A 12590-nucleotide genomic window follows, 5' to 3' on the forward strand; every position below is an offset into this window, starting at 1 on the left:
CTGTGCCCCCCTGAGAGAAGCCCTGTCATGACGTACGACTCCCTGGTCAACCGTGGCGACTACTTCTCGGCTCACTACCTGGCCGAGGTGCTGCCGAAGGATCTCAAGTCGGGCCTGCTCCAGAGGTGGAAGGAGCGCGAGGAGGCGGCGGAGCCGCCCGCCGGTGACGACGGCGGAACCGAGGAGGAGACGTCCGCCGCGCCGACGCCCGGCCGTACCGAACTCCCGGTGACCCCGCGCGCCGGACTGCGGGCGCTGCGCCGGGACTACTTCCGCGCGCGGTCCTCGTTCGCGCTCCCCAAGGATGAGGACAACATCCCCGTGGCGCGGGAAGCCGACGAGGAAAAGGCCACGTACGGCAATCCGCAGTGGCGGGATCAGGTACGGGCGCTCAATGCCGAAGTACTGCGGGCCCTCGGATACGACGCCAAGCCCACGACCCACACGGTGGTGCGTGCCGGCCAGACATACGAGGTCCCCGTCGCGCACTGCGAGAAGGGCCTGGTCGCCCTGGACTGTGGCTGGGCCGCCGAGCCGGACGCCGCCGCCGACCCGAAGGGCCGGGGCCGACTGTTGGAGCCAGTACCACTCGACGGCCCGACACCAGTGGAGACCGGTGACAAGCTGGCCAAGTTCCTCTTCGCCTGCGAGGAACCGCCCCGGTACGTGCTGCTTCTCGGCGGCGGGGTGATCGTCCTCGCCGACCGCGCGGTGTGGGGCGAGGGACGCTATCTCGGGGTCTCCCTGGACACCGCGCTCCAGCGCAACGACACCCGGGCGGGCGGCGAACTCGACACCGTGGCCGCGCTGTTCGGCGCGGACTCGCTGCGTACGCCGGAGGAGGGCGGCGAGAACCCGCTGGCCGAGCTGGTCGGCAAGTCGGCCAAGCACGCGGTCGGCGTCTCCAGCGAACTCCGGGACGGCCTGCGCAAGAGCGTCGAACTGATCGCGAACGAGGTGCTCCAGCGGCTGCACGGGCAGGGCGTACGCCCCGAGGACATCGGCGAACTCCCCGACCTCGGACGCCGGTTGACCCGCGAGTCGCTGCGCTACCTCTACCGGATCCTGTTCCTGCTGTACGCGGAGGCCCGCCCCGAGCTCGGCATCCTGCCCGCCGACTATCCCGAGTACCAGCAGGGCTACGGGCTCGGCCGGCTCGGTGAACTCGTCGCCGAGCGCGAGCCGGTGGGTGACACCGCCCGCAACGGCTTCTACCTCTACGAGTCCCTGGACCTGCTGTTCAGCAAGGTCCAGGACGGCTACCGCCCGCGCCGCACGCACGGCGTGGAACCGGCCGACGACGACACGGCGGACGAGAAGACGAGCGAGGACGTCGGCCTGCGCTTCGAGCCACTGCACAGCAAGCTGTTCGAACGCGACGCGATCCGCCTGATCGGTGCGGACAGCCTCCCCGACCCGCGCCACGACTCGGACGAGGCCCTCGCCCGGGGCGAGTCCGTCCGCTACCTGGACACCCGGCTGCGCAACGCCACTCTCCACCAGGTGCTGCACAGCCTGATGATCACCCAGGGGAAGCGGGGGGAGCGCGGCGGCTTCATCTCGTACGCGCAGCTCGGCATCAACCAGCTCGGCGCGGTCTACGAGGGCCTGATGTCGTACAGCGGCTTCATCGCGGGCGAGGAGCTGTACGAGGTCGCCAAGCACGGTGACCCGAAGGACGGTTCCTGGCTGGTCCCGAAGTCTAAGATCGCCGACTACGACGACTCCGTGTTCGTACGACGCCGGGACCGGGTCACCGGTGAGGAGCTCCGCGTGCGGTACGCGCCGGGCTCGTTCGTGTACCGCCTCTCCGGCCGCGACCGGCAGACCTCCGCGTCGTACTACACGCCCGAGTCGCTGACGCGGGTCACCGTGCAGCTGGCCCTCCAGCAGCTCCTCACCGACACCACGGAGGCGAAGGACCTCCTGGACTGGCGGATCTGCGAACCTGCCCTTGGCTCGGGCGCGTTCCTCAACGAGGCGATCAACCAGGTGGCGGCGGAGTATCTGCGGCGCAGGCAGACGGAGTTGGGCCGCTCCATCGACACCGACCAGTACGCCGTCGAACTCCAGAAGGCCAAGGCCTACATCGCCCTGCACAACTCCTACGGCGTCGACCTCAACGAGACGGCCGTGGAACTGGCCGAGGTGTCGTTGTGGCTCAACACCATGCACCCCGGTATGGAGGCCCCCTGGTTCGGTCTGCACCTGCGGCGGGGTAACTCGCTTATCGGCGGGCGGCGGGAGGTGTACTCCCCCGACCGGCTGAAGAAGGGCGGCTGGCTGGGGACCACTCCGGAGCGCTTCCCGTTGGCGGAGGCAGTGGAGGGGGCGCCGCTTCCGGAAGGCTCGGTGCACCACTTCCTCCTCCCGGCGAAGGAGTGGGGTCCCGTCGCCGCCGAGAAGGAGGCCAAGGCACTCGCCCCGGCCCAGTCGAAGGCGCTGGCCGCGTGGCGGAAGACGGTCACGAAGTCCCCGACGGCGAAGCAGACGGCCCGGCTCCAAGGGCTGGCCCGCCGTGCCGAGTACCTGTGGGGCCTCGTAGTACGACGGCTGGAGCTGTCGGAGCGGGACATCTCCCGTCGCATCCAGGTGTGGGGAGCGGACGACGACTGGCTGCGCCGGCCGGAGGTCGCAGTACAGCGAGACACGGTGCTGGCCGAACTCCAGGCGGAGGACACCCCCTACTGGCGCCTCAAGACGCTCATGGACGCATGGTGCGCACTGTGGTTCTGGCCCGTGCAGAGCACGGCGCTGCTGGACGGTACGGACGAGCGGTACGCGCGGGCGAAGGCGCTGGCCGCGCGGGCGGCGGAGTTCGAGGTGGTGAGCGCTGAGGGCGGTGAGGAGACCGGCGTCGACGATGTCCTGCTGGCCTGGGAAGCGGATGCCCTACCAGGTTTCAGCGCCGAGCCCCAGCAGATGACGCTGACGCGGGATTCGGTGTCCCGCCGCCGCGCCGGCCGCCGCGCTGAGCAGATCAGGGGCGAGCGCCGCGACGTCATCGGCCTCGCCGACCTGGACGACTGGATCGACTTCGCCGAGGCGCTGCTGGGCACGCAGGATGTGCCGGAGGAGTCGCTGGTGCCGACGTTTCAGACGCTGAAGCGCCTGTCCGATTACGAGGACGAGCTGCCCGAGTGGATGGGCATGGACCGGTTCCAGTCGCTGGAGGAGCGGTTCTTGTGGGCGGGCGCGGCGAGAGATGTGGCCAAGGCGCAGGGGTTCTTCCACTGGGAGTTGGAGTTCGCGCAGGTGTTTGCGCGTGGTGGGTTCGAGTTGCAGGTGGGGAATCCGCCTTGGGTTCGGCCGCAGTGGCGAGAGGACCTGGTTTTGGCGGAGTTGGAGCCGTGGTTTGCACTGGTGGAACGGCCAGGCGCGGCAGAGTGGCGACTTCGCAAGGGAGATGTGGTAGGCGCGAGTGCAGCCGCTCAAGAATTCCTTCTCGCTGAGCTAGCAACACATACTGGGGCCGCCTCAATGCTGGGGAGCCCAACCACGTATCCCCTCCTCGTCGGTACGCAGGGTGACTTGTATCGAGCTTTCATGACGCGGGTATGGCAGCAGATCACGTCTCATGGCGGCGCGGGATTGATCCATCCCGATACACACTTCCGAGGTGTGCGCGAGGGCGCCATTCGGGCTGCCGCGTACCGGCACCTTCGAATCCATGCACATTTTGTAAACTCGGCGTACTGGGCATTCGAAGACCTCACTGACTCTCGCGAGTTCGGGATTCACATCTACGGCGATCCACAAGAGCCCGACTTCCTACATGTAAGCGAGCTTCGCAATGCGGAAGTCTTGCCCAATTCAGTCACACACGATGGAACAGGCCCGGCACCCAGCATTAGACACAACGGTTCCTGGGATATCCGCCCGCACCGTGAACGCGTAGTCCATGTGGATACTGCGCTACTGACCAGTTGGCACGCCCTGACAGGTTCAACGGGTGGGGTGGAGCAGGCCCCTCTGCTCTATCCAGTTCTTGTTGGCGAGCAAGGTGCAATCGAAGCGCTGGCCTCTTACAGTAAGAGTCTGAACGACTACGAGCCGATGATCTCAAGCGGTTACCATGAATCTAACGCCAAAAAGGACGGGCTGATCCGCTGGGCCAACCAAGCCGTACCCGAACTCTCGGATGTCATCCTGCACGGTCCACATTTCTCCTCGGCTCTCCCCTTCTCAAAGGAACCGAGGATCCCATGTAGAAGCATTCAGGACTGGAGCCTGCTCACACCTACTAATCTAGATGAGTCCTATGTACCCGTAACCAATTACGTACGGGCTACAGGAAAAGAGAGATACCTGCAGAGCCAAGATACCTGGCATGGTGAGCCTTACAGCCACTTCTTTAGGATGGCATGGCGGAGAATGATTCCCTTCAACTCCAGCCTAAGCCTCCACGCAGCCCTAATTCCTCCAGGCCCTACCCATGTCGATGGCGTGAATTCAGTCGCCTTGGAGAATAATCTCCTCACCGTCTTGAACGCAGGGTTCTGGGCATCACTGCCTCTTGATTATCTACTGCGCGTCACAGGTCGTTCCAACCTACTTAGCGGAGAGGCCCGCAAGATGCCAGCCCCAGAACCAACGCATCCGCTAAGCCCCGCACTGCTTCTCCGCACTCTTCGTCTGAACGCTCTCACTACGCACTATGCCCCGCTCTGGAAGGAACTGTTCGACCCCACCTGGGCAGGCTACGAGAAATGGGCCAACCCCTCCTGGCCGTACCTGAAGCCTCTCGCCGCCGGCCTCAATCCAACCTGGACGTACACCACACCACTCCGCACCGAGCACGAGCGCCGCGCCGCTGGTGTAGAGATCGACGCGCTGGTCTCCGTCTGGCTGGGCATCACGGCCGACCAACTCGTGGCGATCTTCAAGTCCCGATACCCGCAGCTGTACGACTTCGAATCAGTGACCTACTTTGCCGCCAACGGCCGCAAGATCTCGGGCGCATTCCACGCCTACGGCCACGGCCAGACCAAGCAGGACTACCTCGACCTCATTGCCCACTTGGAAGATCCGGAGCACACCCAGCCCCCCGAGGGCTACGAGGCTCCCTTCTACAAAGCCGACCGCGAGGCCGAGATGCGGGCGGCTCACGCACACTTCCAAGCGCGGCTGGACGCCGAGATCGCCGCAGGCCGCTGGACACCGCCCGCCCCCAAGAAGGCGAACGCGTAGTCGGCCAACGCGGCCTGACACAGGTCTGCACCCGGTACAGAACCGGGGGCAGACCTGTCGCCTACTGAGCAGCGAAGCCGACAAACGCCGCCCAGGCGGCAGCAGCGACCGAGAGAGCAGGTCGGCTCGTATCCTTGGAGTCACGAACACGGACCACATGGGCGCAGTCAGCGACCTCGACGCACTCTCCTCCAGCCCCACCGCTGTGACTGCTCTTGCGCCAGGTCAGTTCGTCCACCGCACCGGGGGTCTCGTTCACCTTCACACCTCTCCAAGCAGCTTCTCAACGAAGTCCAGCGACTCGCGCGGCGTGAGAGCCTGCGCACGGATGATGCCGTACCGCGACGCGATTCCCTGAACCTCCTGCCGGTCACTGACCATTGTGCTGCGCCCCTGCGCTTCCAGGTAAGCCACTTGATCACCTCCAGCGCGGTACAACAAGGTGAACGGCCCGTCCACGCCTGCGTTGTCCTCTCGGTCGAGTGGCATGATCTGGATCTCGACGTTCCGGAACGCTCCGACCAACATCAACTGTTCCAGTTGACCACGCATGACCGACCAGCCGCCCAACGGCCGACGTAAACCGCCTCGTCGATGACAAAGCTCAGCAGCGGCGCAGGCTTGCGCTCGAAGACATGCTGGCGTGCGAGACGGGCCGCAACTCGCTGTTCCACGGTTTCCTCGTCCAGCAACGGACTCCACATGCCGAACACCGCCCGCATGTACTCCTCCGTCTGAAGCAGTCCGGGCACCGCCTGAGTCGCGTACACCCACAACTCAACCGCCTCCCCCTCCAATCGCGCCGCATCCCGAAAGAACGCCGGATACTGTGCCCGAGCCACTTCCTCCTTCATCTCCTGGAGGACCCCGCCCGCGTCCAGTACCTCGTCCGCCCTGTCGATGAACCTCGGCGGTGCCACCCGGCGTCCCTGCTCGTACGCCGCGATGGTCGACACCGAATACCCCGTCAGCAAACCGAACTCGGCCCGTTCCAGACCAGCCCGGACCCGAAACCGCTTCAACTGCCGCCCGAAGACCCGCAGAACACCTGAGCCAGCGTCGGATTCCGGCTGCCGCCCCTCTCCGTCGCCGCTCTCCGGCGCCTCGTCCACAAGCCCCGTCGGTTCACTCATCCCCTTACCACCTCCCCCGGCCAACGCGCCCTCGAGCCGACCGTCACGCTCTGCCCCGCCTACACTCGCGTACCGCACACCTACAGCGACTCTCCGTGTGCGCGCCGTATCTGGTCACGCTAGGACGACACCGGCAGCGTGGGCCACATGAACAGCCGAACTTCCCCCACACGGCGAACCCCCGAAGCCGACACGGAAGCCGATGCCGATGCCGCACGCGAATCCGAGACCACCCGCCCCCTCCACGAGTTCGCAATGGCCTTCACCTCCTCCCCGCGCGGCGCACGCCTCGCCCGCAGGCTGGTCTCTCACCGGCTCGACACGTGGGGGCATCCGTACGGCGGCCGGGTCAACGACACCCTCACGCTGATCACCGCAGAGCTGACCGCCAACGCCGTACGGCACGGGCACGTCAACGGAAGGGACTTCCACGTGCGGCTCACCGAGCACACCAACTCTCTGCGAGTCGAGGTCACCGACACCCGGACCGAACGCGTGCCGCTGCTCTCCGACCGGGAACAGCCCGGCGACGCCGAGTCCGGCCGGGGCCTGCTGATCGTGGCGGGGCTGGCGACCCGCTGGGCGGTCGCCCCACGCGCGGGTGCGCCGGGGAAGACCGTGTGGGCGGAGTTGCGCCTGACGCGGGACACGCACGCCCCGGCCATCGTCGACCGGTTTCACGCCAACGGCCGGGACGACAGTCCCACTTGGCCGTCCGGTGTCAGTGGCGGCCACTAGTCTCGTTCGCCCGGCAAGGAGCCGGTGAATCCAGGGGGAGTACGAGACCGCCATGCCCGACAACCACACCGGATACCTGATCTCCGTCGTCGACGAGGATCCGCTGCGCGCCCGCAAGGACGCTCGGGAACTGCTCGCCGCGCTCGGCGAGGTGGACCCCACGGCCAGGCTGGACCTTCCCGAGCCCGGCAGTCTGGCGGGGGCCGGCGACAAGGGCGGGCCGTCCGCCGAGACCGTCGGGCTGCTGCTGAGCGCCGGTTCGTTCGTCGTCGCGCTGGTGCAGACGTGGCTGGCGCGGGTCCCGCAGCGCACCATCGTGGTCAAGCGGCCCGACGGGGCGGTCCTGCACATCACCGGCAAGGAGGCCCGCGAGGACGACACACTCATCGAGCGGTTCCTCGCGGACGACAGGGTCGACGACGGCACGACGGCGACGACGGCGGGCTGAGCGGCGATGACCGACAACGACCGGCACGCGTTGCTCGTCGGCGTCTCCACGTACGACAGCGAGACGTACGCCGAGCTCCCGGCCGTACGGGCCGATCTGCACTACATGCGGGCGGTGCTGGAGAACACCGAGATCGGCATGTACAACGAGTGCGCGCTGGCCGCCGAGCCGACGCGCACGGAGATGCTGCACGCGGTCGAGACGTTCCTGGAGGCACGGCAGCCGAGTGAGACGGCGCTGCTCTACTTCAGCGGGCACGGCGAGTACTGCGAGCAGGACGGCCAGCTGTACTTCCTGACCCGGGACACCGACCCGGCCGACCTGCCGGGCACGGCCGTACCGGCGGAGTTCCTGGAGCGGATGCTGCAGTCCTGCCGGGCCGCCTCCAAACTGGTGCTGCTGGACTGCTGCTCCAGCGGGTCCGTCGTGCAGGGCTGGACCGCGAAGGGCCCGTCGGGGGAACCGGACCGGCCCGCGCCGAGCACCCTGCTGCGGCCGACCGGCGTGTACTTCATCACCGCGTCCGACGCCCTCCAGGCGGCCTCCGCGTTGGCGCCGACCGGGTCGGACCTCGGCACCTCCCGGTTCACCGGGGAGATCGTCGAGGGGCTGCGCAACGGGCGGATCAAGGAGGGCGGCTGGATCACCCCGGACGACCTCTTCGACTACCTGACCGCCCAGATGACCCGCGACGGCGTACCCGAGGAGCAGCGGCCCACCAAGTCCACGATCAGGGCGACGCGGAGCCTTCCCTTCGCCCGGTCGGTGGCACGGCCGGTGCGGCTCCCCGCGCTCCCCCACGACGCCGCCGGAACCGTCCGGCGCTCCCCCGCGCTGCTGAAGGCCCGGGAGCTGGCGGAGGCGGACGAGCGGGACGGCGTCGACCGGCAGCGGCTGCTGCGGTACTACGCGGACTGCCTCACCGCGCAGGCGGCGGCCGGAATGCGGCCCGAACGGGACAGCAGCCGGAACAAGAAGTACTTCCTGCTGGCCCAGGGCGAGGAGACCATCCAGTCGGGGCGCGGACCGCACATCGTCGCGCCCGGAGCGCTGCTCGGGTTGCAGGAGGGGCGAAGCGGCCCGGACACCGAGGCGGGGACACGGCAGGAGTACTGGTACGGCTATCCGGCGATCACGCTGCCCGCGCGGGACGCCGGCCGGGGGCGGCGCGCGACGGTGGAGCTGGCGCCGCTGCTCATCCAGCAGATGGAGCTGGCGCCGGACGAGGAGGGCCGGGACGTGCTACGGCCCAGCGGGGTGCCGTCCCTGCACAGCGGCGTCGTCTCGGAACTCCTGGACGCGGGTGACGCGGCCGACCTGGTCGCACGCTGGCAGCCGGCCTGGCAGGAGGGCAACGACGCGCAGATGCTGCGCGCGATAAGGGAGTTGTTGGACGAGCTGGGGCTGCCGGAACTCGAACCGCTGGACCCGTCCGCGCTGAGCGACCGCACGGTGATGCAGGCTCTGCGGCCCGGCGCGCACAACGCGGCCGTGCTGCTGGTGCCTTCGGGCGCGGAGGCCATGGCCACCCAGGCACTGGTGGAGAACCTACTCCAGATCTCCGCGCGGACCACGCAGATCGCGGGCACCGCCCTGGACGCGCTGCTGAACGGCGGGGCCCGGCAGGTGCCTGCGCCGACCGCCGTCGCGGCGAGCCCGGTGACGCCGGTCGCTCCGGGACCGTGCAACGAGAGCCAGGAACTGGTGATTTCGTCGGCGATGACCCAGCCGCTGACGGTGGCGACCGGGCCGCCCGGCACGGGCAAGAGCGAGGTCGTCACGGCGGTCGTCACCACCTGTGTCGCCGCGGGGCAGTCGGTGCTGGTCGCCTCCACGAACAACGAGGCCGTGAACGTCGTCGCCCAGCGCTGCGACGACATCGCCCCCGGGCTACTGATGCGGACGGGCAACGCGGAGGCGCTGGAGCGGGAGGCGGCCAAACTGGAACGCCTGCTCGCCGAACCGGCCGGGGCGCCGCGGCGCGGGTCGGCCACCGTGGGCGGCGAGCTGCGCAACACCCGGGGAGACGCCGACCGACTGCGGGCGCAGGCGGCACATCGCGTCGGCGAGGAGGGACGGCTGCTGGAACTGCTCCGCAACCGAGAGGAGCGGGCTGCGGCTCTGGAGCTGCCCCTACCCCTACTCGAAGGGGTCTGGGCGGCGGATGTCGACGGCGTGGCAGCGCTGGGCCGGTGGGCGGAGCGGGCGCGGAAGACGGCCGTGGCCCGCTGGTGGCAGCTGGGGTCGTGGCGGCGCGGGCGGACGCTCGCCGCGCTGGTCACGGCGGGGGTGGAGCGCCCGGACGGCGCCGGACCGGCATGGCCGGAGTGGTCGACGGAACGACCCGTGCCGCCCGAGCTGCTGGAGTCCCTGGCCGGGACCGTGTCCGTGGAGCGGGAGGTGCGGGAACTCGTCCACCGGCACGGGGAATGGGACGAGGAAGGGCTCAAGCAGTCCCGGCTCGCGACGGCGGAGGCGCTGTCCGGGCTGTCGGCGGAACTGTCCCGCGCGCTGTCCGCCGAGGCCCTGAACCGGGCAACCGGGCTCATGAACCAGCGGCTCCAGGCGCTCCGCCGCCGCTCCGGCTACCAGCGCAGCCAGAAGAACCTGATGACGCACATCAAGGGCTGGGCCGTCAGCACCCACTCGGTGCGGCAACTGGAACTCACCCCGAAGCTGTTCGACCTCGTGGTCATCGACGAGGCCAGTCAGTGCTCCATCCCGTCGGTGCTGCCGCTGCTGTTCCGGGCCCGCCGGGCACTGATCATCGGCGACCCCATGCAGCTCGGGCACATCCCCGGCGTGTCACCGCAGCAGGAGCGTCAGGCACGGGTACGGGCCGGGCTGAGCGCCGCGCAGCTGGAGCATCACCGCCTCACCTACCACGTGTACTCCTCGTACCACGCGGCCGAACAGCACGGCGACAGCGCGCTGCTCCTCGACGAGCACTACCGCTGCCACCCGCGGATCGCGGACGTCGTCAACGGCCACTGCTACGGCGGCCGGTTGCGGGTGCTGACCGACGTGCGGCGGCAGGTGCCGGCGCACGACCCGGTGGGAGCGGCCGACCCGGCGCCGGTGCTCGGCTGGGTCGACGTACCGTCCGGGGAGTCGGCGCGCGGTGGCGACGGGCAGTCCTGGCGCAACGCGGAGGAGGCGGCGGCCGTGCGGCACGTGGTCGACGGACTGCTGGCGGGGCTTCCGCAGGACGCGACGGTAGGAGTGGTCACGCCGTTCCGGGCGCAGAAGGAGACACTGGCACGGATGTGGCGGGACGACGACCGCGTCCGGGTCGGCACCGTCCACACCTTCCAGGGCGGACAGCGGGATGTGATGGTGCTCAGCCCGGTGGCCGCGCACAACACACCGCCCCGGACGACACACTGGGTCGCGAGCCAGGTCAACCTGTGGAACGTGGCGGTCACCCGGGCCAAGTCGCAGCTGATCACGGTGGGCGGCCGTGCCTTCTGGCAGGACCAGAGCGGCCTGCCCGCCCTCCTCGCCGGGCGTTCGGCGCCTCTAGGAGCGGGCGACGACGGCACGACGGCCGAGGCCGGCGCGCCCGGCCCGGTGACCGAGGCCCGCGCAGACCTCGCCGACCGCCTGCAGCGGTACCTGGCCGGACGGGGCATCACCGATCTGGAGCGGGCCGTGCTGGTGGGCGGCCACCCGGTGGACCTGCTGCTCACCGACGCCGGCGAGAACACGGCGGTGCTGATCGACCCCGGCCCAAGGCCCGGTGCGGACCCCGCGCGGCACCTCCGGCTGACCCACGCGCGAGGCGACCTGCTCGCCGGACTCCCCTCCGGTGGTCACGGGGCCAAGCCCTGCCCCGTGAGCCGGACGGTGCGGGTGCCCGCCTGGCGGATCATCGCGGGTGAGAGCGCGCTGGCACCGCTGTTCGACTGAGCGCCGGGCAGGTCTGCTGGGCCGGGGCGGCCAGGCCCGGCGGCCGCTCAGCCGCCGGGCAGGCTCCGCACGAGGTGCGTCATGTGCTGGACGTTGCCCTCCCGCAACCACTCCGTGGGCCCGCCCACGCCCTCGCTGGTCGAGAGCGGGCCGTGTGCGCAGTCGCTCAGCCATTCCTCGCCCTGTCCGTCCCCCGCCCCTCTGAACTCGGGCAGTTCGACGATCCGGCGGGCCGCGCTCCGGTTGACGGCGATCCGGTCGGGCCCCCGGGTCAGCGTCTTGAACATGAGGTACGAACTATCGGTGGTGTAGCGGAGCACGCCCCAGGGCGGCCCGCCCTTCCTTCCCGGTGCCCGGGCCTGCGCGAGGGCGCTCGGGGGCTGTACCCCGTAATCGCCGTAACCGAGCAGCGGAGCATAGGCATGACCCGTCGCGCGCACCTCGTGCCACATGCGCCATTCCGCCCGCGACCTCTCGCACCATCCTTCCTCCAGCATGTCGGCGGTGACGCGGGGAAAGGCCCCTCCGAGCAGAGCGGCGCTCCGCCAGTCGGTCATGGGCATCAGCGCGTCGAGAGCGCGCAGCGCCTCCTTGCCCGCGTCGGGCCGGTCGTCGAGAACCGCGCCCATGTCGAGCAGCAGATCCACGGGCACCTCAGAACCGGTTCGGGCCAGCAGGTCCCGGACGTCCTCCCCGAGGCCGTCGTCCCACTCCCTCGGGACCCGCACCCGAACGCCCAGTCCGCGCAGACAGCGGCGGGCCGTCTCCACGGCTCCCGTCTGCTGCGCCTCGGTCCGCTCTGGACCGGTCACCGGACGGAGCCGCCCAAACTCGCAGTAGACGGACAGCGCTTCGGCGAGGGCGGCGGTCTGGGCGTCCTCACCGAAGGGAGCGTCTATCCATCCGCCATGACGGCTCACGGCGCTCACCGGGTCGACGTACTTGCCGACCACCGTGGGCAGTGTCTCCGGGGTTGCTCCGGGCAGCGGCGGTAGGTTCCACAGCGGCCCGATCGCGGCCCGGACGTCCGGCCACAGCAGTCGGAACGCCGCGGCGGCGTGCGGCCGCGTCGGCAGAACGGGAACATAGAGCGGTCCGGACATCGCGGCTCCCCCTCGGCACCGTCCGTGCGCATCCCTTCCCACCAGAGTCCGTTCGCCTCGGAGCACTTG

The 12590-nt window shown here is 69.3% G+C and carries 6 protein-coding genes and 1 pseudogene; 4 read left to right on the forward strand and 3 right to left on the reverse strand.

Annotated elements, in window-relative coordinates:
- Positions 1–27 precede the first annotated feature (27 nt).
- Positions 28–5190 carry a DNA methyltransferase family protein gene (locus ACZ56V_RS05285; protein WP_468939459.1) on the forward strand — a complete coding sequence of 1721 codons (5163 nt, stop codon included), beginning with the start codon at positions 28–30 and terminating at the stop codon, positions 5188–5190.
- 61 nt (positions 5191–5251) lie between these two features.
- On the opposite strand, the gene ACZ56V_RS05290 is transcribed toward ACZ56V_RS05285, so the two are convergent.
- Positions 5252–5449, reverse strand: a complete 198-nt coding sequence (locus ACZ56V_RS05290) for a DUF397 domain-containing protein (RefSeq protein WP_387687994.1) — start codon at positions 5447–5449, stop codon at positions 5252–5254.
- Between the two features lie 2 nt (positions 5450–5451).
- Positions 5452–6323: pseudogene (locus ACZ56V_RS05295) on the reverse strand (helix-turn-helix domain-containing protein).
- Between the two features lie 255 nt (positions 6324–6578).
- Here ACZ56V_RS05295 and ACZ56V_RS05300 point away from each other — a divergent pair.
- From ACZ56V_RS05300 to ACZ56V_RS05310, 3 genes are read left to right on the forward strand one after another with little or no spacing between them, the layout of a single operon-like run.
- A complete protein-coding gene (locus tag ACZ56V_RS05300) occupies positions 6579–7061 on the forward strand; it encodes an ATP-binding protein (protein ID WP_468939463.1) in 483 nt (160 codons plus the stop codon).
- A 52-nt stretch (positions 7062–7113) separates the two neighbouring features.
- Entirely contained in the window at positions 7114–7509 is a 396-nt protein-coding gene (locus ACZ56V_RS05305) for an effector-associated constant component EACC1 (protein ID WP_329524246.1), read from the forward strand.
- Positions 7510–7515: 6 nt separating this feature from the next.
- A complete protein-coding gene (locus ACZ56V_RS05310) occupies positions 7516–11418 on the forward strand; it encodes a caspase, EACC1-associated type (protein WP_468939467.1) in 3903 nt (1300 codons plus the stop codon).
- A 47-nt stretch (positions 11419–11465) separates the two neighbouring features.
- On the opposite strand, the gene ACZ56V_RS05315 is transcribed toward ACZ56V_RS05310, so the two are convergent.
- Positions 11466–12521 (reverse strand): beta family protein, encoded by a 1056-nt coding sequence (locus tag ACZ56V_RS05315; RefSeq protein ID WP_468939469.1) that lies wholly within the window; start codon positions 12519–12521, stop codon positions 11466–11468.
- Positions 12522–12590: the final 69 nt, after the last annotated feature.

This window comes from Streptomyces sp. NPDC034099 (genome assembly GCF_055575415.1).

Coding starts and splice junctions, on each gene's coding strand:
- ACZ56V_RS05285 (WP_468939459.1), top strand. CDS start 28: ATGACGTACGACTCCCTGGTCAACCGTGGCGACTACTTCTCGGCTCAC.
- ACZ56V_RS05300 (WP_468939463.1), top strand. CDS start 6,579: ATGGCCTTCACCTCCTCCCCGCGCGGCGCACGCCTCGCCCGCAGGCTG.
- ACZ56V_RS05305 (WP_329524246.1), top strand. CDS start 7,114: ATGCCCGACAACCACACCGGATACCTGATCTCCGTCGTCGACGAGGAT.
- ACZ56V_RS05310 (WP_468939467.1), top strand. CDS start 7,516: ATGACCGACAACGACCGGCACGCGTTGCTCGTCGGCGTCTCCACGTAC.
- ACZ56V_RS05315 (WP_468939469.1), bottom strand. CDS start 12,521: ATGTCCGGACCGCTCTATGTTCCCGTTCTGCCGACGCGGCCGCACGCC.